The 21,146-nt window shown below is 71.9% G+C and carries 18 protein-coding genes, 1 tRNA gene and 2 pseudogenes; 11 read left to right on the plus strand and 10 right to left on the minus strand.

Features of this window, described 5'->3' with window-relative positions; genetic code table 11:
* Positions 1-18: 18 nt before the first annotated feature.
* The gene (locus CXR04_RS01805) at positions 19-1,089 is read left to right on the plus strand and encodes a PP2C family protein-serine/threonine phosphatase (protein WP_159072246.1); all 1,071 of its coding nucleotides are present in this window, start codon (positions 19-21) and stop codon (positions 1,087-1,089) included.
* Positions 1,090-1,839: 750 nt separating this feature from the next.
* On the opposite strand, the gene CXR04_RS01810 is transcribed toward CXR04_RS01805, so the two are convergent.
* Complete coding sequence (locus CXR04_RS01810; RefSeq protein WP_101420144.1) at positions 1,840-2,367, minus strand: hypothetical protein; 528 nt, start codon at positions 2,365-2,367, stop codon at positions 1,840-1,842.
* 135 nt (positions 2,368-2,502) lie between these two features.
* On the opposite strand from CXR04_RS01810, the gene CXR04_RS34700 reads away from it, so the two are divergent.
* Positions 2,503-2,667: a hypothetical protein gene (locus tag CXR04_RS34700; RefSeq protein ID WP_159072247.1), complete on the plus strand. Its 165-nt coding sequence runs from the start codon at positions 2,503-2,505 to the stop codon at positions 2,665-2,667.
* A gap of 597 nt (positions 2,668-3,264) precedes the next feature.
* A pseudogene (locus CXR04_RS01815) lies at positions 3,265-3,905 on the plus strand (IS5 family transposase); the annotation flags it as partial.
* 22 nt (positions 3,906-3,927) lie between these two features.
* Here CXR04_RS01815 and CXR04_RS01820 read toward each other — a convergent pair.
* Positions 3,928-4,230, minus strand: coding sequence for a hypothetical protein (locus CXR04_RS01820; protein WP_199850374.1), 303 nt, complete (start codon positions 4,228-4,230; stop codon positions 3,928-3,930).
* Between the two features lie 201 nt (positions 4,231-4,431).
* Here CXR04_RS01820 and CXR04_RS01825 point away from each other — a divergent pair.
* Positions 4,432-4,860: pseudogene (locus CXR04_RS01825) on the plus strand (transposase); the annotation flags it as partial.
* A 486-nt stretch (positions 4,861-5,346) separates the two neighbouring features.
* On the opposite strand, the gene CXR04_RS01830 reads toward CXR04_RS01825, so the two are convergent.
* From CXR04_RS01830 to CXR04_RS01845, 4 genes are all read right to left on the minus strand, one after another.
* Positions 5,347-5,420 (minus strand) — tRNA-Pro (locus CXR04_RS01830).
* A 106-nt stretch (positions 5,421-5,526) separates the two neighbouring features.
* Complete coding sequence (locus CXR04_RS01835) at positions 5,527-6,312, minus strand: CPBP family intramembrane glutamic endopeptidase (RefSeq protein ID WP_101420146.1); 786 nt, start codon at positions 6,310-6,312, stop codon at positions 5,527-5,529.
* A 101-nt stretch (positions 6,313-6,413) separates the two neighbouring features.
* Positions 6,414-7,523 (minus strand): WD40/YVTN/BNR-like repeat-containing protein, encoded by a 1,110-nt coding sequence (locus CXR04_RS01840; protein ID WP_101420147.1) that lies wholly within the window; start codon positions 7,521-7,523, stop codon positions 6,414-6,416.
* Positions 7,524-7,647: 124 nt separating this feature from the next.
* Positions 7,648-8,196 carry a MarR family winged helix-turn-helix transcriptional regulator gene (locus tag CXR04_RS01845; protein ID WP_101420148.1) on the minus strand — a complete coding sequence of 183 codons (549 nt, stop codon included), beginning with the start codon at positions 8,194-8,196 and terminating at the stop codon, positions 7,648-7,650.
* Positions 8,197-8,293: 97 nt separating this feature from the next.
* Between CXR04_RS01845 and CXR04_RS35070 the strand changes: the two genes are divergently transcribed.
* From CXR04_RS35070 to CXR04_RS01855, 3 genes are all read left to right on the plus strand, one after another.
* On the plus strand, positions 8,294-9,154 hold the full coding sequence (locus CXR04_RS35070; protein WP_199850375.1) for an LLM class flavin-dependent oxidoreductase: 861 nt from the start codon (positions 8,294-8,296) through the stop codon (positions 9,152-9,154).
* A gap of 133 nt (positions 9,155-9,287) precedes the next feature.
* The gene (locus tag CXR04_RS35075) at positions 9,288-9,800 is read left to right on the plus strand and encodes a hemerythrin domain-containing protein (protein ID WP_199850376.1); all 513 of its coding nucleotides are present in this window, start codon (positions 9,288-9,290) and stop codon (positions 9,798-9,800) included.
* 100 nt (positions 9,801-9,900) lie between these two features.
* A complete protein-coding gene (locus tag CXR04_RS01855; protein WP_101420149.1) occupies positions 9,901-11,436 on the plus strand; it encodes an ATP-dependent DNA ligase in 1,536 nt (511 codons plus the stop codon).
* A 344-nt stretch (positions 11,437-11,780) separates the two neighbouring features.
* Here the strand turns inward: CXR04_RS01855 and CXR04_RS01860 are convergent, their stop codons facing one another.
* Entirely contained in the window at positions 11,781-12,872 is a 1,092-nt protein-coding gene (locus CXR04_RS01860) for a hypothetical protein (protein ID WP_101420150.1), read from the minus strand.
* Positions 12,873-13,072: 200 nt separating this feature from the next.
* Between CXR04_RS01860 and CXR04_RS01865 the strand changes: the two genes are divergently transcribed.
* Both CXR04_RS01865 and CXR04_RS01870 read left to right on the plus strand, forming a co-directional pair.
* Positions 13,073-14,356 (plus strand): glycosyltransferase family 4 protein, encoded by a 1,284-nt coding sequence (locus CXR04_RS01865; RefSeq protein WP_101420151.1) that lies wholly within the window; start codon positions 13,073-13,075, stop codon positions 14,354-14,356.
* A gap of 823 nt (positions 14,357-15,179) precedes the next feature.
* Positions 15,180-16,208, plus strand: a complete 1,029-nt coding sequence (locus CXR04_RS01870) for a DNA-directed RNA polymerase subunit alpha (RefSeq protein WP_101420152.1) — start codon at positions 15,180-15,182, stop codon at positions 16,206-16,208.
* A gap of 76 nt (positions 16,209-16,284) precedes the next feature.
* Here CXR04_RS01870 and CXR04_RS01875 read toward each other — a convergent pair whose 3' ends face one another.
* Positions 16,285-16,791 (minus strand): SET domain-containing protein-lysine N-methyltransferase, encoded by a 507-nt coding sequence (locus tag CXR04_RS01875; protein ID WP_101420153.1) that lies wholly within the window; start codon positions 16,789-16,791, stop codon positions 16,285-16,287.
* Positions 16,792-17,093: 302 nt separating this feature from the next.
* A complete protein-coding gene (locus tag CXR04_RS34710) occupies positions 17,094-17,402 on the minus strand; it encodes a hypothetical protein (RefSeq protein WP_159072250.1) in 309 nt (102 codons plus the stop codon).
* Between the two features lie 84 nt (positions 17,403-17,486).
* Between CXR04_RS34710 and CXR04_RS01885 the strand changes: the two genes are divergently transcribed.
* Together CXR04_RS01885 and CXR04_RS01890 are read left to right on the plus strand one after the other, a co-directional pair.
* On the plus strand, positions 17,487-19,286 hold the full coding sequence (locus CXR04_RS01885) for a serine/threonine-protein kinase (protein WP_101420155.1): 1,800 nt from the start codon (positions 17,487-17,489) through the stop codon (positions 19,284-19,286).
* Positions 19,287-19,298: 12 nt separating this feature from the next.
* A complete protein-coding gene (locus CXR04_RS01890) occupies positions 19,299-20,348 on the plus strand; it encodes an acyltransferase domain-containing protein (RefSeq protein ID WP_101420156.1) in 1,050 nt (349 codons plus the stop codon).
* Positions 20,349-20,379: 31 nt separating this feature from the next.
* Here CXR04_RS01890 and CXR04_RS01895 read toward each other — a convergent pair whose 3' ends face one another.
* The gene (locus tag CXR04_RS01895; RefSeq protein ID WP_101420157.1) at positions 20,380-21,141 is read right to left on the minus strand and encodes a crotonase/enoyl-CoA hydratase family protein; all 762 of its coding nucleotides are present in this window, start codon (positions 21,139-21,141) and stop codon (positions 20,380-20,382) included.
* Positions 21,142-21,146 lie beyond the last annotated feature (5 nt).

The raw sequence follows: 21,146 nt of genomic DNA on the forward strand, positions 1-21,146 counted from the left end.
TCGGCTCCGCGCTGGTACGTGCGCCTCTTCCCAGCCCTCCTGCTGTGCATCGCGGCCCTCCTCAACGTCGTGACCCCTGCCCACCTGACCTTCATCGGTCTGTTCGTCGCCGCGCCGCTGATCGCCGCGGCGATCGACACCCCGCGGACCACCCTCGCCACCGCGGTGGCCACCATCGTGATCACCACGCCCTTCCTGACCGTGGTCAGCGAACCTCCCGACCTCTCGGCGACGGAACGATGGGTGCTGGTGAGCACCGTCGTGGTGGTCTCGGGACTCGCGCTGGCCGTCAACGCCGTCGTGACCGCGGCACACAGACGCACGGCGTCGGCGCTGGGTATCGCGGAGATCGTGCAGCGAGCCGTCGTACCGCCACCGCCGCCGCGTACCGGCCCGCTGCGAATCGCCGCACGCTACCGCCCGGCGCAGCGGGGCACACTGGTCGGCGGTGACCTGTACGCGACACAGGAGACGTCCTTCGGCACCCGGTTGATCGTCGGCGACGTCTCCGGCAAGGGCTTGGGCGCCGCCGCGGCGGTAGCCGTGGTGCTGGGCGCCTTCCGCGAGTGGTCCACCCACGAACCGGAGCTGGCCCGCCTGGCCTGGCGACTGGAACAGGCACTGCTGCGCGAGAACCGCCGGATGCACCTCCTCGACCCCGAAGAGGGATTCGTCACCGCCGTCCTCGCCGAGATCCCTCACAGCGCACCGGACCGACTGCACGCCGTCTGCTGCGGCCACCCGCCACCCCTGCTGCTGCCGCCCGGCAGGCCACCGCGCTACCTGCCCGTGCCGGAAAGCGCACCGCCACTCGGCCTGGGGAGGGAACCGGAAGCGCTCAAGGACGACGTACGCCACACGGACTTCCCACCCGGCACCTTCCTGCTGATGTACACCGACGGCGTCACCGAGGCCCGCAACGCACTCGGCGAGTTCTACGACCCGGCCACCGCACTCGACGGCCGCACCTTCCACGACCCCGACGACCTGGCCGACGCACTGACAGCGGACATCATCGCCCACACCGGCGGCGCGCTGCGGGACGACGCCGCCGTCCTCGCCGTCCACCACATCCCCGACCCGCCGTGACGCCCCGCCTTCACCTCCGGCCGAGCGATCCGCCAACTCCGCCCCGAAAGCCGTTGCCTGCTGCCCCCGGCCGCTCGTCGGTACCTGTCGAGGTACAGGTGCCAGATCCACTTCCGCGCGGTGTTAGGCGGTCGCCGGGACGTCCAGATGGAGGCGCGCCCGGAAGCGGTGGCCGCCTGACCGGTGACGGCTCTGCGGATCCGTACTGCACTTCCCGTGCCCTGCGGGCAGAGCACCATCACTGGCCCCAGTGCACAGGCTGAGCAGGTCCAGCCGCTTTGTGCCCGGAGCTCCTGCTGCCACCCGGGAAGAGCTCGCTCGGTAGTAGCCGAGCCAGCTTGCACGCTGTGTGCCTGACCGAGAATGGTGGGAACAGGCAGTCCCGGGCAAGCGTGGATGAGTCCATGGACAGCGGTGGCAGCCCCCAAGGGACAAGATCGTGAGACAGAAGCGCCGTGACCCCAAAATGAGACAGTCAAGGAAGACCAGGCCACCGCAACGGAACAGGACATTCCGATTGCGAGCCTACACCGGCTGTAGGTTCACATTTCCGATGTCCCTTTCTCGTTAGCGGTGGCCCCTTTCTGCCCCAAGGGACAAGGCAGTGAAACTAACTCCCGTCTGATCGTTTCCCCTGAAGTAGTGCTGATCCGGGTCTCGACCTATGCGGCGGTGTTTCCCGCCGTGATCGTGGAGATGTCAACCGCCCCTCGCCCGTGGCGAACGGCGAGGAAGCAGGGGCCAGTCCGCTTAACGGTCGCTGCGGCGAGCGAGCAAAGCGTTTTGGTAGCTACCAAGGTCATCTTTAAGGAGGGTGGACAAGCCGGGGCCGTAGATGCGGTCGCCGTAGAAGACTCGCCGTATGCGGTCGGTGAGGCCGCGCGGAACCTCGGCGCCGGGGAGAGTTTCATCGATGGCTTCGTGGAGCAGCTCTCGCAGCTCGAAGAACTTCTCGTAGACAGCCTGGGAGAAGAAGACGCCACCCTCGAGATTGAACTCGTTGAGATCTTGGGCGTACTGCTCGGCCCATTCACGGGTCTTGTCCTGGTTAGTGAGGGTCCAGTTCGTTTCGTAGCGAACAGGTATCTTCCAGAATTTGGGATAGAACTCGATCCTCTTCTTGATGATCTCTTGGACCTGCGCCTGAACCACTGCGTTGTGGGCCTGAACGACTGAGTTGCGGCTGGTCCGAACTGCGGCGCGGACCGTCAGTAGCGTTCCGAGGACGGATACAACGGCGGCGATGAACGCGACGGCTACCGGGGAGTTCAAGTCCATGCGCTATTTCTACCTGTACGGCTCGGGTGAAGCCAACTTTCCAGTGGACATCGTGACTCACAGACAGAGCCACCTTGCACACGTACAGGAGAGCGAGTGTGGTCACCTGCCTCAGAGGACCCGAGACGGGAAACCGTGGCAGCAGGCACAATCAGTCAGGCCCTGACCGCCGAACTGACGCGGCAGATGGAGACAGTCACCCTCCTCGCCATCACCGTGGGCAGTGCCCTTGCGTACGACGTCATTTTCGATCTTGAGCCTGACGAGCCTCTGCAGGAGTTGCGAACCGCCGCCACGTGAGCCTTCGAGGTCGTGCTCGGCTCCGAAGCCACCTCGTGCGAGACCGGCGTCTTGCATCTGACGGAGTCGTACGTCACCGACAAAGTCGATCTTGACCACTTTCGCCAGATCCACCGACGCGAACGCAAGTCCGCCCCGGCAATACGCCGCTCCGCATCGACGCAGTCGCGCTGGTCGACGTGGTGGCCAACAACGCCGGGAAGACGATCACCCGGGAGGCCGGGGGACGATCCCGCTGGATGGCACCACAGCATAAGGGCCAAGATCGTGAGACAAGATGCCGTGGCCCACGAATGAGATATAGCGAGAACATGCAGGCCGTCATCACGGAACGGGACATTCCAATTGCGGGCCTACATTCGCGGTGCCCGCGCAGCCCTACAGGACTTCCCCCTCAGCCATGTCGAGGACCGCTGGCTGCACATCACCATCGACCAGATCACGGACCAAGTCGCCTCTGCCATCGGGCAGGACGAACGTAACCAGCTCGCCAGCGCGCTGACCAAACGACTGCGCGACACGGATCCCTTCGACCTCACCATGGGCAGCCTTCTGTCCTCGCGTTTCGGCGTGATGGCCGATCTACACCCCGACGAGCCCTTGATCCGCCTCTCGCCGGCGACCGCCCACCGCCGCTTCTCGGCCTGGACGAAGGAGGGGCTGTGGCGACGCCTGCACCGGGCCGTGCTGGACGAGCTCGGCGCGCGCGGCGAGGTGGACTGGACCTCGGCGATCGTGGACGCAGCCTCTGTCCGCGCGAAAAGGGGGGATCGCTGACCGGGCGCAACCCGGTCGACCGGGGCAAGAAGGGCAGCAAACTCCACGTGCTGTCCGACGCTCAGGGCTTACCTCTCGTCCTCGGCGTCTCCGGCGCGAACGTCCATGACAGCCAGGCACTCCTGCCGCTGGTGGTGGGCATACCCGCGATCCGCTCCCGGCGCGGCCGGCGCAGGCGCCGCCCGGGCAGACTCCGCGCCGACGACAAGGCGTACCACTCCACCGAACGGCTGGCCTGGCTGCGTCGCCGGGGCATCGTCCCCCGAATCGCCCGCCCGGGCGTTGAGTCCAGCGAGCGCCTCGGCAGGCACCGCTGGAAGATCGAACGATCGCTCTCCTGGCTCTTCGGCTACCGCCGCCTGACCGTCCGATACGAACGAAAGGGCAGCCACTTCCTTGCCTTCCTCGGCCTCGCAGCGGCCCTGACCTGCTACAAGAAGCTCGCCAAACTCACCACATGAGACAAGCTCTTAAGCTTGTTCTTTATCTTCCGTCCGTGTCATAGGGCGGGGAGGAGAGACGGTTCCAGACGGCGTCTGACCGGCTAACGATCTTTCGAAATTCGCGGGCGCTTCGTGGTGATACGGCCTGCATCACGGTGTCGAGGAGGGCTCGGGCTTCGAGAGGGTTGCCGCAGCAGTACCAGTGCACGTTGCCCCACTCGTAGTCGTGCCACAGATCACGCTCGGGTTGGTGGACGTAGTCCTTCCACAGGCGCACAGCCGCGCTGACGTCGCCTGGCTGCAGATAGTTGCGGGTGTGCTCGAGACGGATGATCTCGGACATCGCGCGCGAAGACAGGCCGTCGATGACTGGCCTTGCACCCGTGGTCCGGTGGCTGCCGGGGGCGCCGGCACGGATCTGTCCTGGCCGTCTACGAGGCATGGACCTTTCGGTTCGTCGTCATGCGGTACATGGTGCCACGGCCTCGAATGGCGTCTCGAACGGATTCGCTCGCAGGGGGATTCGCCGGACGTGGCCGTGAGGGTGGGTCTGCTGCCTGATGCTGTCCGCAGGGAAGCGTTCGTGGAAGCGTCACGCTTCCGGGGAGAGTTCTACGAGTGTCTGACCGCCCGGCACGACGAGTTATTCGAGCTGGCAGACGCGGTGCTGTGTGCGGACGGTGCGGTGAAGTCACCGGTGGACTTGACGCTGTTGCCCGAGCATCGCCGTGGGCACGGAGCGATGTACGGCGGCCTGAACCACGGCCGGGTCGACGTCAACCGGCTGCGGACGGTGCTGGCCGGCCTGCCGGTGCCGCGCTTCGACGGCGGGCGCCCGGTCCTGGCGGTCGATGAGTCGCCATGGCTTCGCTCGGACGCGCCGTGCTCGGCAAAGCGCCTGTTCTGCCACGTCTACGGCCGCGCGAAGACAGCGTCGCAGTTCATCCCGGGCCGGCCCTACTCCTTCGTCGCACGCGCCCTGGTGGAGGCGTCGTTCCAGCAGTTTGCCGGATGGGGCGATGTGGTGCTGTTCGCCGCATGCACCGCCGCCCGGATCGGTGAGGTCTCCGGTGTCCGCGTCAGGGACATCGACCCGGTCAACTGGATCTGGACCCTCCGCCGCCAGACCGCTCCCGCCCCGGGCGGACTGATCGACAAGGGCACCGAAGGAAAGATGGCCCGCCGTGTCCCGCTGATCGAGGAGGTGCGGCCCATGGTGGCCCAGCGCCTCCTGACCGCGAAGGCGCTCGCGGTAACACTTCGAGCGTTGTAGGAATCATACAAATCAGATGTGATCTTGGTCCCCAAGAAAACGCTCTGCCCAGGCGCCTTTCCCGAACCGTGGTCCCCAAGCGGTCCCCGAGGGCCTGACATAGCGTCAGGCTGACGGCGTGTCAGGAAATCGCTAAAGGCCCTCTGATCTGGGATTTCTCCCGCTCAAAGGGCCTCTTCAGCACCGTCGGGACGGCGGGATTTGAACCCACGACCCCTTGACCCCCAGTCAAGTGCGCTACCAAACTGCGCCACGTCCCGGTGCCCGGACGACCTGGGATTTCGCCCCGGCCGATCGCGCACGAGAACCATACCGCATCCACCCCCGGGTCCCGCAAAGCCGATTGTGCCGGTGGCTTCCCGGGGGTCAGAAGAGCCAGAGGGCCGTGATCGCGGTGTTGTGGACGGCGTGGGCGACGATGCCGGGGACGAGCGAGCGGCGCCACAGGAGCAGGGCCGTGGTGATCGCTGCCAGGAAGGCGGCGAAGATCAGGTTGACGGGGCCGCCCAGTTCGTGGCCCGCGGTGAAGACGAGGGCGGAGAGGGCCGCTGCCGCGGTGAAGGTGGTGCTTCGGAGGAGGGGGGTCGGGATCGTCTCGCGGGCGCCCGGGGTGGCGAGGAAGGTCAGGAGGAGCAGGAGGGGCGCGCGGAAGAGGAGTTCCTCGTGGACGGGGGCCGAGAGGGCGCCGTCGAGGAGGTGGACGGTGGTGGAGGTGCCGGCCACGGCGGCGTTGCGGGGGTCTTCCGACGCGGGGGTGGCGGACAGGGCGGGGATGCGGACGAGGAGTTCGGCGGCCGCCAGGCACAGGACGCCCGCGCCGACGCCGGCGGCCAGGCTGACCGTCGCCGTGCGGCAGGTGCCGGGGCGCAGGCCCAGGGTCGTGACGAGGCGGGCGGCGGCGGCCTTCAGGGACGTACGGGAGCCGGCGAGGAGCGCCGCGGCGAGGGTGAAGCCTGCGGCGAGGCCGAGGGCCGGGGCGATGTCGCGGGTGGTGAACTTCCACGCCTCGTAGCCCGGGAGCAGCGTGAGGCTGATCGGGATCAGCAGTGCGGTGCACGTCAGCGCCACCCACAGGAACGTCACCGACAGCACCCGCAGCACCCCGGGGTCGAGGTCGAGGCGGCGTATCAGCGCTGCTGTGCGGGTGGTCACGCGGGCGGGCTCCAGCGGTTTGCGCCGTGCGGGGGACGGCTCAACCGTAGGGACGGGGCCCGCGCGGCGACCACGGTCTTAGGTCCCGAAGTGCCCGCCCCCTACTCCAGGCGCGCCACCCTGCCCTGCTCCCCCGCCGCCCAGCAGCCCAGGTCGGCGGAGCAGTCCACGGTGTCGTACGAACCGGAGTCGAAGCCGTGCCACGTGCGTCCGGCGTCGAGGGAGACGTTCGAGCCCGTCGGGCCCACGGCCAGGGCGACGCTGCGGCTGTGCGGCAGCCAGGTCACGCCCGAGCGGTACTCCGGCGGCGGCTTGCCGGCGTCCGTCCAGCTCGCGCCGCCGTCGCCGGTACGGGCCGCCGCGTCCGGCGACGGGTTGCCGGGCTGGAAGTCGCCGCCTACCGCGAGGCCGTGGCGGGCGTCGCGGAAGGCGAGGGCGAAGACGCCGCGCGCCGGGTCGCCGGCCGGGATGCCGGACTCGGCCTCCGTCCACGTACGGCCGCGGTCGGCGGAGTGCAGGACGCGCGCCGTCGCGCCGCCGCCGGTGGCGAACCAGGCGTCCGCGCGGCCCGCGCTCACCAGGCACTGACCGCTCGCCGCGAACGCCGCGTCGCCCGGCTGCGCCGGCGGCATGCCGTCGTCGGGGAGCACCTTCCAGGACCTGCCGCCGTCGGACGTCGACAGGATGCGGAACCGGCCGTCCACCGGGTCGCTGAGCGCGAGCCCGTCGCGGCCGCCGGCGAAGAAGGTGACGCAGTCGTAGAAGGCGCCGGGGTGGTCGTTGCGGAACGTTTCGGTCCAGGTCGCGCCGGCGTCGTCGGTGCGGTAGATGCGGGAGTCCTCGCCCGGCCCGATCGACAGGATGACCGCGCTGCGCCGGCCCAGCGCCTCGATGTCGCGGAACTCCAGCGCCTCGGTGCCCGGCGGCGACACGTCCTGCCAGCTACGCCCGCCGTCCGTCGTACGCAGCACCGTGCCGCCGGAGCCGGACGCCCACGCGGTGTCGCGGCTGACCGCCGACAGCCCGCGCAGCCGCGCCTTGCTGCCGGTGTCCTTCAGCTCCCAGCCGGGCAGGTGGCGGGCGACCGGCTTGCGGCCGGTGCCGGTATCCGCACCGGCGGCGGTATCGGTGGCGTAGCCAGATCCGGCGGCGAGTACCGCCACGCCCAGGCAGGTGGCGGCCTTGTGCCTCAGAGTTCCCCGCAGCGTCATGGCGGAGGAACGTAGCAGCCGCCGCACCGCTTGACGAGGGTGCCGCTGCGGGGGCGCGGGCGGGACCCCGCCGGTCCCGTGCGGAGCGCGTACGGCGACCGTGCGGAGTTCGTACGGGTCGGGCTCACGCCTGCTCCGGCCACGCCTCCGGCGACGGGGACTGGCACGGGGCGGCGTCGAGGAGCTGGGTCACCGCGTCCGTCAGCGCGCCGCGCTCGCCGGCGGCCAGCCCCGCGGCCATGGCCGCGACCCGGGTCGTCACCTCGGCGTGCGCGCGGCCCGCCAGGTCCTCCCCCGCCGTGGTCAGCGCGATCCGGCAGGCACGGCCGTCGTCGGCGTCCGGGGTACGGGCCACCAGGCCCCGCCGCTCGACGCGGTCCACCAGGCCGGTCAGCCCCGACTTGCCCAGCCGCAGCCAGCGGCTCAGCTCGCTCATCCCCACCGGACCGCTGCTGAGCGCGCACAGCAACTGGACCTGCTGCGGCGTGAGGCCGTGGCCGCGCCCGGCCTCGGCGAGGACGTGCTGCAGGGTGTGCGTCAGCCGTACCAGCGCGCTCGCCAGCGCGGCCGCGCCGGCGTCGACGGCCTGCGCCGCAGGATCCGCGCGCTCGGCCGTGGCCAGCGTGGCCCGCGCGACCGGCTCCGCCGTCCGTCCCGTCCGTTCGCTCGTCATGACACCTCCCGGGGACACGCCCAGTTTGACACTAGTTCGTGGTGCGAAATAATCTGGTTCGCAGCACGAACCAAATTCCCTCCGCTGAGGAAGCGCCATGCCCGACTACGGCCACGATCTCCGCTTCGGCATCAACCTCATTCCCGCCAGCCAGGCCCCGGAGGCGACCGTCGCGCTCGCGCAGCTCTCCGAGCGCGCCGGCGCCGACCTGGTCACCTTCCAGGACCACCCGTACCAGCCGGCGTTCCTCGACACCTGGACGCTGCTCTCCTACGTCGCCGCCCGCACCGACTCCGTCACTCTGTCCGGCAACGTGCACCCGCTCCCCCTGCGCCCGCCCGCCCTGCTGGCGCGCAGCGCGGCGAGCCTTGACCTGCTGAGCGGCGGCCGGTTCGAGCTGGCGCTCGGCGCCGGCGGGTTCTGGGACGCCATCGCCGCGCTCGGCGGGCCGCGGCGCTCGCCAGGCGAGGCCGTCGAGGCGCTGGACGAGGGGATCCGGATCATCCGCGACACCTGGGACACCGACACCCGCGGCGGGATCCGCTTCGACGGCCGGCATTACCAGGTGCAGGGCGCCAAGCGCGGGCCGCGGCCGGCGCACGACATGCAGATCTGGCTCGGCGCGTACAAGCCGCGGATGCTGCGCCTCGTGGGCCGCGCGGCGGACGGGTGGCTGCCGTCGCTGCCGTACTTGGACTCGCCGGCCGCGCTCGCCGACGGCAACGCCGTGATCGACGAGGCGGCGGTGGCGGCGGGGCGGACGCCCGGGGACGTGCGGCGGCTGCTCAACCTCGGGGAGGAGCACCCGGCCGATCAGCTCGCGGAGTTCGCGCTGACGTACGGCACGGGCACGTTCCTGATCATGACCAGCGACCCGCGGGAGATCGAGCACTTCCTCCGCGAGGTCGCGCCGGTCGTACGCGAACTCGTGGCCGAGTCCCGTGGCAGCGGGGCCTGAGCCGGTGTCCGACGAGCGGGCGGGGGCCCGGGTGCCGGCGCAGCGGGGTGGCGTCGGTCCGTACCGTACGAAGGAACGAGAGCACCGCTCTATTTCGAGAGCAACGCTCTGGAACGAGAGCACCCGTCCCACCGTGCCGGGGGCGCGCACCCCTCGCCCCGGCGAGGACGTCTCCGCCGGCCACCACCTCGTCGAGGTACACGACCACCTGCGCGACGAGCTGGCCCGGCTGCGCGAGCTGGTCGTCCAGGTGGCCGACGGCGCCCTCACCGCCTCCGCCGCCCGCTCGCACATAGCGACGATGACCCTGCGGCAGAACAACTGGTCCCTCGGCGCCCACTGCGCCGCGTACTGCCGGTTCGCCACGCTCCACCACACCACCGAGGACCGGCAGTTGTTCCCGGAGCTGCGCCGGTTCGACCCGCGGCTGGCGCCCGTGCTCGACCGGCTCTCGGAGGAGCACCTCGTCATCCACGACGTCCTGGAGCGCGTCGACCGCGCGCTGGTCGCCTTCGTCGCCGGCCCGGAGGGGGCGGCGGAGCTGCGCGGCGCAGTCGACCTGCTCGCGGAGGCGCTGCTGTCGCACCTGTCGTACGAGGAGGACGAGCTGGTGGCGCCGCTGGGCCGGTTCATGGGCGGCGGCTGACCCGGGCTCCGCTCCCCCGCCGGCAGGACGAGCCCCGTGGCGTCCGCCCCCCGGCGTCCGTCGCGGGGCGGATGTCAGCGGGGTGGGTGACGATGGGGGCATGCTGTTCGCCGACCTCGCCCGTACCTCGCGGGAGATCACCGCCACCCGGGCCCGCTCGGAGAAGACCGCGCTGCTCGCCGCGCTGTTCCGCGAGGCCGAGCCCGCCGACGCACCCCTCGTGGTCACGTATCTGGCGGGGCGGCTGCCGCAGCGCAGGACCGGCGTGGGCTGGCGCGCGCTCAAGGACGCGCCCGCCGCCGCCCGGCAGCCGCGACTGACCGTGCGCGAGGTGCACGATGCGTTCGACGCCATCGCCGCCGTCTCCGGCAAGGGCGCCCAGGCCGAGCGGCGCCGGCTGGTGCACGGGCTGCTGGGCGCCGCCACGACGGAGGAGCAGCGCTTCCTCGCCGGGCTGATCGGCGGCGAGCTGCGGCAGGGCGCGCTGGACGCGCTCGCGGTCGAGGGCCTGGCGGCCGCGGTGGACGCCGACCCGGCGCGGGTGCGGCGCGCGGTGATGCTCGCCGGTTCGGTGGGCACGGTCGCCGAGGCGGTGCTCGCCCGCGGCCCGGAGGCGCTGGCGGACTTCAAGCTGTCGGTCGGCAGCCCCGTACAGCCGATGCTCGCGCAGTCCGCGAAGGACGTGGACGAGGCGATCGACCGGCTCGGGCCGTGCGCCGTGGAGGAGAAGCTCGACGGCATCCGGGTGCAGGTGCACCGGGACGGCGACGACGTACGGATCTACACCCGCACGCTCGACGAGATCACCGCCCGGCTCCCCGAGGTCGTCGCCGCCGCCCACGAGCTGACCGCGGCCGACGCCGTGCTCGACGGCGAGGTGATCGCCCTGGGGGACGGCGGGGACCCGCGGCCGTTCCAGGAGGTCGCCGGCCGCGTCGGCTCCCGGGTCGACGTGGAGGGGGCGCAGCAGACGCTGCCGGTGTATCCGGTCTTCTTCGATCTCCTCGCCGTCGACGGCCGCGACCTGCTGACCGCGCCGATGCGCGACCGCCACGCCGAGCTGGCCCAGATCACCCCGGAGCCGCGCCGGGTGCGCCGGGTGGAGGTGTCCGACCCCGAGGACGCGACGCAGCGGGCGGCGGCCCGGGAGTTCGCCGCGGCGACGCTGGACCGGGGCCACGAGGGCGTCGTCGTCAAGGCGCTGGACTCGGAGTACAGCGCGGGCCGCCGCGGCGCGGCCTGGCTGAAGGTGAAGCCGGTGCACACGCTGGACCTGGTGGTGCTCGGGGCGGAGTGGGGCCACGGGCGGCGTACGGGCACGCTGTCGAACCTGCACCTCGGCGCGCGGCGCGAGGACGGCTCGTTCGCGATGCTCGGCAAGACGTTCAAGGGGATGACGGACGCGCTGCTGGCGTGGCAGACGGAGCGGCTGCAGGAGCTGGCGGTGGCGCAGAAGGACTGGGGGGTGGTGGTGCTGCCCGAGTTGGTGGTGGAGGTCGCGTTCGACGGGGTGCAGCGCTCGCCGCGCTATCCGGAGGGGGTGACGCTGCGGTTCGCGCGGGTGGTGCGGTACCGGGACGACAAGACGGCGGCGGAGGCGGACACGGTGGCCTCCGTCCTGGAGATGCTGCGATGAGAGCGGCCGGCTGAGGGACCCTCCCGTGCCGTACGGGCCCGGGGGTCGCGGGCCGTCGCCGCCACGGCACTTCGTCCGCTACGGGCCCGGCGCCCCCGCCGCACACGACCGCCCCGCCGCGCACGGGACGCCCGGCCGCACACGGCGCCCGCCCCGCGCCGGGCGTTGACGCGGGGCGGGCCTTTCGGAGCCGGCCGGTGGGCGGGACCAGGGGCAGCGGCCCGCGCGACCGCCGACCCCGGCCCCGTACCGGAACCGGGAGATCCCGGCTCCGGCGTGCCCCGGCCACACGCGCCGGGCCGCAGCAGCACCGGCGCGCGTCCCCTGCCCGGGGCGGTTCGCGGTCAGTAGTGGATGCGTGCCCCTACCGCCCGGTGGTCGGAGTAGTCCATGTCCTGGTTGTCGCTGCCGGTCAGCTCCAGGTCGGCCGCGTCGCCCTCGTCGAAGGTCGGCACGACCGGGTGGCTCGTGCGCGGCGGCGCGCCGCCCGGGTTGCGGGCGAGGAGGAAGTCGATGCGGCGCGGCGTCGTCGTGTGCAGCGTCCACTTGTCGGCCAGGCAGTCCGGGATGGAGCCGCCCGCGTCGGCGCAGCCGGCGTAGACGGCGTCACGGAAGCGGTGGGCGCCGCCGATGTCGCCGTTGGTGGCCTTGTACCAGGTGGTCCAGTTGTCCTGGCCGTTGGTGGTGCTGGCGGAGTGGTTGGCGTCGCCGCCGGCGACGAAGAGGTCGGCGACGCCGTAGCCGTCCTCGGTCAGCTCGTTGCTCAGCTCCGCGGCGTTGGAGACGTTGCAGTAGGTGCCGCCGTACGACTGCTGCGGCCAGTGGAAGGAGGCCGCGGTGACGGTCCTGCCTGAACGCTTGTCGAGGAGCAGGGCCTTGACGCCCTTGGTCCGCGGCTGGTCGTTGTTCTCGCAGTTCGTCGAGCCGAGAGGGGTCTCGCGCTGCGCCTGCCACCGGTTGTCAGGGGAGGCGGACGTCTGCAGCGAGAGCCGGTCGGTGCGCCAGATGATGCCGTTGGTCTGCTGCTTCTTCCCGGTGCAGCCGTTGTCGCGCGACGCGGGGGCGTCCTCCGCGAGGACGCCGGCGTAGCTCTCGCCGAAGTGCTCCTTCATCCGCGTCAGCAGCAGGTCGAGCTGCTCGCGGTTGCTGATCTGCTGTACGAGGTAGATGTCCGGCCGGTACTCCTGGAGCCGCATGTAGTACATGAGGTCGTGCCAGTCGCCGGGGCAGGACTCCGTCGTGGTCGGCAGGTTCTCCACGTTGGCGTCGTAGACCTGGAGGAACGACGGGTCGTTGTTCGGCACCGCCTCGGCGGCCGCCACCGTGCCCGTACCCGCGGTGTCCGCGGGCCCCGAGGCGGGCGCCGGCGACGCCAGGACGAAGGGCGCCGCCAGCGCGGCGGCGCCCAGAAGCGTTCGGTACTGCCACGAGTTCATCTGCTGTCCCCCTGTGTTCCGGTCGGTCACGGCAGGATCGCCCGGCGCGGCGGGCCCGGGCCCGGGATTGCACCAGAACGCAAACAAGCGGGACGTCCCGGCACGCGCCGGACGGCCGGCGGCGGGGTTGCCATCGGGTGTTCCCCACCGGTAAAGATCCACGTGGCTACCGCCTCGCCCGGACCGGTCACACCTTCGGTATGCGTCTCGCCCTCGTCTCCGAGTCCTTCCCGCCCGACGTCAACGGCGTCGCCCACTGCGCTCTGCAGACCGCCCGGCACCTGGTGCGCCGGGGCCACGACCCGCTCGTGATCGCGCCGGAGGCACCCGCCGCCGCCGACGCGCCGTCGTGGGGTACGGACCTGGACGTCCCCTGCCCTGTCGTACGCATCCCCTCCGTCCCCCTGCCCGGCTACCGCCAGGTCCGCGTCGCCCTCCCCACCCGGCGGCTCACCCCCGTGCTCGCCGAGCACGGCACCGAACTCGTCCATCTCGCCGCCCCCTTCGTCCTCGGCGCCCGCGGCATGTCCGCCGCCGCCCGTCTGGGCCTCCCCACCGTCGCCGTGTACCAGACCGACCTGGCCACGTACGCCCGCACCTATCTGGGCGCCGGCACCGCGCTGACCTGGCGCCGGCTGCGCGCCGTGCACCGCCGGGCGGACCGCACCCTCGCCCCGTCCCTCGCCGCGGCCTCGGACCTCGCCGAGCACGGCATCCCGCGGGTACGCCTCTGGGCCCGCGGCGTCGACGCACAGCGCTTCCAGCCCGGCCACCGCGACGAGGCGCTGCGCCGCGAACTCGCACCGAACGGCGAACTGCTCGCCGGCTACGTGGGCCGGCTGGCGCCGGAGAAACACGTCGCCCTGCTGCGCGAGGTGTGCGCGGAGGCCGGGATACGGGTCGTCGTCACCGGCGACGGACCCAGCGAGGGCGCGCTGCGCGCCGCGCTGCCGGGCGCGCACTTCACCGGCCGGCTCACCGGTGCCGGGCTGGCTCGGCTGTTCGCCTCGCTCGACGTCTTCGTGCACACGGGACCGTACGAGACCTTCTGCCAGACGGTGCAGGAGGCGATGGCCAGCGGCGTTCCGGTCGTCGCCCCGGCGTCCGGCGGCCCGCTGGACCTGGTGGCGCACGAACGTACGGGCCTGCTGGTGCCCCCGCACGACGCGGAGGCGGTACGGGCCGCGGTGAACCGGCTCCGCGACCCGGCGCTGCGGACCCGCTACGGCGCCGCCGCCCGCTCGGCGGTGGAGCGGCGGAGCTGGGAGCGTATCGGCGACGAACTCCTGGAGCACTACAGCGAGGTCCTGACGGAGGCCGCCGCCGAAAAGGCAACCCCGCACGGGGCAAGGCACGTCAGCGACAGCCAGCGGAGATGGAAGCCCGACCGCCCGCCCCCCGTACGCACCCGCACCGCGCCTCCGGGCACCGCCACCCCGGCCACGCCGCCCACCGCCGCTTCCCCGCGCGCCGCCCGTCACTAGCACCGCGCCTCTGGAGAGCCCCTGTGGCGCTCCGGTCGGCACCAGGCCGGAGAGCCTGTCTACCGGTACCGCAAGCACGCCGGGGCCAGATGACCGCGCAGAACTCGTATCACCAGCTAGAGACGCGCGCACAGCAGTTCGCACATAGGTTCGACACCTACCTGGGCACAGCCTTCAACGCCCACCAGACGACCCTGTCGCCGGGCAGCCGCCGTTCGAAAACCGGGATGCGCACCCCGCCGCCGCCCCGAAAACGGTCCGCGATGCTGGGCCAGGTGACCGACAAACTCCGAACATCGACGCCCACTCCACCATCTGGAAGATCGCCGTCCACACCACCCGCAGGGCTAGGACGGCATCTGCGTCCATCTCGGCGGCGTACCACTCGGGTGAGGATCACCACGACGGGAGCGGCGCCGGCGCTTCTGGGTGAGCGGCCTTCAACTCGTCTGGGCTGTCGGCAACATGGGCACCGCCCTCAACCACGACGGGTGTCATGCGCGGCGTCATCGCCTCCTACTCCACTGGTGGCTCAGTTCGGTCGCTCCCCGGGGCCGGGCCCGTGGGCTGGCGGTGCGGCCGGGTGTGCATGTCTCCCACGGCAGGACCGGAGAGAACGGCACCGAGTGTTCCTCACCCACGCCCGGGCGGAAGGCACCGCCGTCGGCCGAAGGCCACGGTCCTCCTCGCCCTGCCGTGGCCGCCTTCGGCCTCGACACGGGCGACGAGTGGGCGGTACGGCCTCCTTCCGGCCATATTGCCGATACCGTGCGGTGTCTACGGCGTCAGATAGCGGGCGCCGAATAGCTGGAGGCACCACCTCATGCTGATCGCTCAACGCCCGTCTCTCACCGAAGAGGTCGTCGAGGAGTACCGCTCCCGGTTCGTCATCGAGCCGCTGGAGCCCGGCTTCGGCTACACCCTCGGCAACTCCCTGCGCCGTACGCTCCTCTCCTCGATCCCGGGTGCCGCAGTCACCAACATCCGGATCGACGGCGTTCTGCACGAGTTCACCACCGTGCCGGGCGTCAAGGAGGACGTCACCGACCTCATCCTCAACATCAAGCAGCTCGTCATCTCCTCCGAGCACGACGAGCCCGTCGTGATGTACCTGCGCAAGCAGGGCCCGGGTGTGGTGACCGCCGCGGACATCGCCCCGCCTGCCGGTGTGGAGGTGCACAACCCGGACCTGGTCCTGGCCACGCTCAACGGCAAGGGCAAGCTGGAGATGGAGCTGACCGTCGAGCGCGGCCGCGGCTACGTCTCCGCCGTGCAGAACAAGCAGGTCGGCCAGGAGATCGGCCGGATCCCGGTCGACTCCATCTACTCGCCGGTCCTCAAGGTCAGCTACAAGGTCGAGGCGACCCGTGTCGAGCAGCGCACGGACTTCGACAAGCTGATCGTCGACATCGAGTCCAAGTCGTGCATGCGTCCCCGTGACGCGGTGGCCTCCGCCGGTAAGACCCTGGTCGAGCTCTTCGGCCTGGCCCGCGAGCTGAACATCGACGCCGAGGGCATCGACATGGGCCCGTCCCCCACGGACGCCGCCCTGACAGAAGACCTGGCGCTGCCGATCGAGGAGCTGGAGCTCACGGTCCGCTCGTACAACTGCCTCAAGCGCGAGGGCATCCACTCGGTGGGCGAGCTGGTGGCCCGCTCCGAGGCGGACCTCCTCGACATCCGCAACTTCGGCGCCAAGTCGATCGACGAGGTCAAGGCGAAGCTGGCCGGCATGGGCCTGAGCTTCAGGGACAGCCCGCCCGGATTCGACCCCACCTCGGCCGCCGACACCTTCGGCGCCGACGACAACGCCGACGCCGACGCCGGCTTCGTCGAGACCGAACAGTACTAAGACACAGCATCGGGTCGTGCGGGAACCGGGGAGGGATGCCCCGGCCCCCGCACGGCCAGTCAGGCCACCGGTCGCGTTACGGCTGCTCAGATCCCTTGCCAGTCAAATCCGCTGATGTCGCGGCGAGCTGGTGGTCGATCTCGATGAGGTAGGGGGCGATGAAGCCGTGGTAGTCCGCCTTACGCTCGGCCGGCAGGCCCTTCCAGCCGGTGATGCGGTCGCGGCAGCGCGGTGTGCCGCACTGGCAATGGGCGGCGAAGTGATTGACGGAGTAGTTCCGCATAGCGTAGTCGAAAGTTATCTCCTGGCCTGCTGTGATGGACCATCGGGCGATGAGGTCATGGGCGCCGCTGGCATTAAGATGGATTCCGCAGTTCGGCTCGCAGGAATGGTTCACCTTGGGGACAAGCCCGCCGTGCAGCACGAACCGCTTCTCGTCGATCTGTGAGGCGTGGGAGTGGTTTTGGTCCAGCTCGCGGTCGATGACACCGACCATCACTGTCTCGCCGAGCTGGAAGGACCGGGTGGCGAACACGCCTTCCCCTTTGGCGTCCGTTCGCTGGAGCTCGTAGCCGTCGTTCACGCTGCCTGCTCTCTGAGGAGGATCAGCCCGCCCGCTGGTGATCAAGCGCGGGTACGACAAATCGACGCGCCGCCGAGGAACTCCTCGGCCGCGGTGCACTAATCCTTACACCACATCCCATCGGGCCTGGCCCCTTTCAAGACCGGGGGCGATCACCGCCGAAACGGATCAGTCACCGCCAGCCCACTGAGGTTTTCTCAGTGAATGGTCTCCGTGAAGCGGGCTGATCGGTGCATGTCCGGGTGGACCGGCCCGGGCGGCCCCGGCTCTGGACAGACGTAAAGCCCCTGGTAGGACAGGTCTCACCACAAGATCATGTCCGTACCACCAGAGGCTTCACGTTGGTCACCTCTGTTGCCGCGCCCGACGTCCCGCGCCACGTCGTGGACTACCCGTCCCGCCTGCTCGCAGCACACCGACGGCGCATCGGCACCCCGCGCGGCACCCGCATGTTCAACGCCCTGATCCGGCACGTGCGAGCCCTCGGCGAACGCACCGCCGCCGAACTCAAGCAGCGATGGCGCACCCTTCAGCACGTCACGCTCAGCCCCAGCCGGATCGGTGACATCGCCCGAGCAGCCCCCACCCTCAACGAATCTGGAAATGATCACCGTTGAGAAAACCTCAGTCACCCGTCCCGCCCGCCCCACGGGACGTAAGCTGCCACTTCTTGGACACGTGATACGGGGCAGAACATGCAACTGGGGGACAACGGGGCGGAAGGGCCCGGGCGGATACTCGCCGGGCGCTACCGGGTGGTGACGCAGCTCGGACGCGGGGGCATGGGCACCGTGTGGCGGGCCGTCGACGAGCGGCTGGGGCGCGAAGTAGCGGTGAAGGAGCTGCGTGCGTTCAGCGATTCGGACGCGCGCGACCTCGCCGAGATGAGGCTGCGTACGGAGCGGGAGGCGCGCGCCGCCGCACGGGTGCGGCATCCGGGCGTCGTCGCCGTGCACGACGTGACGGAGCACGACGGCCGGCCGGTCATCGTGATGGAGCTGGTCGACGGCCCGTCGCTGGACGACGTGCTGCGCGAGCGCGGCGGCGTCACGCCGGCCGAGGCGGCGCAGGTCGGCCTGAAGGTGGTCGACGCGCTCGGCGCCGCGCACCGCGCGGGGGTGCTGCACCGGGACGTGAAGCCGGGCAACATCCTGCTGGAGCGCGGCGGCCGGGTCGTGCTCACCGACTTCGGCATCGCCGCCATGGAGGAGCCGGCCGACGGCAACAGCACGCATCTGACGCGCAGCGGCGAGCTGGTCGGCTCGCTCGACTACCTGGCGCCGGAGCGGGCGCGCGGCGAGCAGCCGGGGCCGCCCTCCGACCTGTGGTCGCTGGGCGCCACGCTGTACGCGGCGGTGGAGGGCATCTCGCCGTTCCGCCGTACGTCGACGTGGTCGACGATCACCGCGATCATCGTGGACCCGCTGCCGGAGCCGCGCCGGGCGGGGCCGCTCGCGCCCGTGCTGCAGGCGCTGATGGCCAAGGACCCGGGCGAGCGCGCCGACGTCGACCGGGCGCGCGCGCTGCTGGAGCCGGTCGCCGGGACGGCGGGGCCGCCGGCCGCGCAGGGGCCGGACACGGTGCGGCTGGGCCGGGTGCCGGCCGCGCCGCCGCCCGGCGCGTACGGGCCGCCGGCCGGACTCGCGGCCCCCGTACCCGCCGCCCCGCAGGGGCAGTTCGGCCCGCCGCAGCTCGGGCCGCCGGCGACGGAGTCCCGTACCGCCGAGCAGACGGCGCCGCAGCGGCGCCGCCGCGGACGCCGCTGGGTGCCGGTCGCCGCGGCCGCGGCCGCGGTGCTGCTCGCCGGCGGCGGCGTGACGTACGCGCTCGCCGGGGGCGACGACGGCGAGCCGGCCGCGAGCGGGGACAAGGAGGAGCCCGCCGCGGAGGTCGTCTCGCCGCCGCCCGGATCGGGCGGCGAGGACAAGAAGCAGGACGGCAAGGGCGGGAAGGACGAGAAGGGCGAGAAGGACGGCAAGGACGGCAAGGGCGGGGACGAGGCGGACGGGCCGGCCGCGGACGGCGACGGCTCCCCCGCCGAGGAGGACGCCGCGGGCGGCGGCAGCGGCGGTACGGACGGCGGTGGGGACGGCGGTGGGGACGGCGGCGCGGGCGACGGCTCCGGCTCGGGCGGCGGCAGCAGCGGCGGGAGCGGTGGCGGGAGCGGTGGCGGCGACGCCGGCGGCGGCACCGGCGGCGGCTCGGCCCCCGACCCGTCGTGCACGCCCATCGGCGGCGGGAAGTACAACTGCGAGGTGTGGAAGACGGCCACGTCGTACGACTTGGCACACCGCCCGGTCGGCACGCTCTACGCCGGCACCAACTATTTCTTCTGCCAGGAGAAGAAGTCCTACCGCGAGACGTCCGGCGAGTGGACGAACGTCTGGTGGGGCAAGACGGACGACGACAAGGGCAACACCGGCGTCTGGGTCAGCGTCGTCTACATCAAGGGCGGTGCCAACGACGCCCCCGTCCCGGGGCTGCCGGTGTGCTGAGATGATCGTGGGGTGACCGACCTGAACGCCGCCGCCGTACGGGACCAGCTCGGCCTCGACGGCACGTACGCCCCGTGGACCGACGCCCTGGCCGCCGCCCACCCCGCGCCACCGCCCGCCGGTGTGCCACGGGGCGCGGAGCTGACCGCGCTGCTGCGCGCCGTCGGCGTCCCGGAGCGCGAGGACACCGAGCTGACCGCCGCGCTGGCGGAGGTGACCGCCGCGGGTTCGCCGTACGCGTGGCTGCTGGACCGCGCCGTCGCCGCGCTGGCCGCCGCGATGGGGTCGGCCGGCGACGACCGGGGCGGTCCCGGCAGCGGCCCGGCGCTCCCGGCGGCGCTGGGCGCGGCGGGGCGCTGGTTCCACACCGCGGTCTTCCTCGCCGCCGTGCCGGAGGTGCGGGCGTTCCACGCGCGTCGCGACGTGCCGGACGACGTGTCCTGGGCGACGCTCGCCGACCTGGGCAACAAGGTGGGCGTCCACCGGCGGCTGCACGGCGAGGGCGGGATGGGCAACCAGCGGTGGATGACGCTCCCGTACGGCGGGATCCTCTACCGGCTCGGCCGGCTGCAGTTCAACCTCGACCGCGATCCGGACGCGGGCCGCGGCCTTGAGGTGCACATCCCGGAGGGCGGCCCGCTGGCCCCGCGGGCGTGCGAGGAGTCGTACGCGCGGGCCGCGGAGTTCTTCCCGCGCCGCTTCGCCGCCTTCCTGGACGGTGCGGCAGGCGGCGGTGAGCTGCGGCTGAACTGCGCCTCGTGGCTGCTCGATCCGCACCTCGCGGAGTATCTGCCGGCCGAGAGCAACATCATGCGCTTCCAGCGCCGCTTCACCCACGATCCCCACGAGCTGGCGCGGGTGCCCGAGCCGGACGAGCACGGGCTGGCGGTGCCCGACCGCGGGATCGTCGAGTTCGTGTTCCGGCGCGTGGTGCGTACGCCCGCGGACGTCGCGGCGCTCCCGGCCCGTACGACGCTGGAACGCGCCGTGGTGGCGCACATCGCGGGCGGGGGCCACTGGGGCTCGCCGCGCGGGTCGTTCATGCTCCCGGTCCCCGGCTGAGCGGCGCCCCGCGGCTCAGCACGCCCGCGGCTCAGAAGGCCCCGTGCCGCCCCTCCCCCGCGGCGAAGCGCCCGGCCCCGGCAACCGCCTCGCCGAGCGCGGCGCTGCCGTGACGCAGCTCCGCCGCCATGGCCTCCGCCTCCGGCAGGCCGTGCTGCTCCAGCACCGAGGCGCGGTCGGCGCGCAGGCATGCCTGCGGGAACCGGGCGATCTCCGCCGCCAGTTCCTCGGCCGCGGCGCGCGCCTGGCCGGGCGGCACGAGCCGGTTGGCGAGGCCCATCTCGTACGCCTCGGGGGCCGGGACGGGGCGGCCGGTGAGGATGAGGTCGAGGGCGCGGCCGGTGCCGATCAGCCGCGGCAGCCGTACGGTGCCGCCGTCGATCAGCGGCACGCCCCAGCGGCGGCAGAAGACGCCGAACACCGCGTCCTCCTCCGCCACCCGCAGGTCGCACCAGAGCGCCAGCTCCAGCCCGCCGGCGACCGCGTGCCCGCTGACGGCGGCGATGACGGGCTTGGTCAGGCGCATCCGGGTGGGGCCCATGGGCCCGTCGCCGTCGGGCGCGACGCGGTTGCCCGCGGGGGTACCGATCGCCTTGAGGTCAGCGCCCGCACAGAAGGTGCCGCCCTCGCCCCACAGCACGGCGGCGCGGGCGCCCGGGTCGGCGTCGAAGTCGCGGAAGGCGGCGGCCAGTTCGGCGGCGGTGGGGCCGTCGACCGCGTTGCGGACCCCGGGGCGGGCGAGGACGACGGTGGTGACGGGGCCGGTGCGCTCGATGCGTACGTGTCCGCTCATGACCG

Origin of the sequence: Streptomyces sp. CMB-StM0423 (genome assembly GCF_002847285.1) — a bacterium.
Classification (GTDB): Bacteria; Actinomycetota; Actinomycetes; order Streptomycetales; family Streptomycetaceae; genus Streptomyces.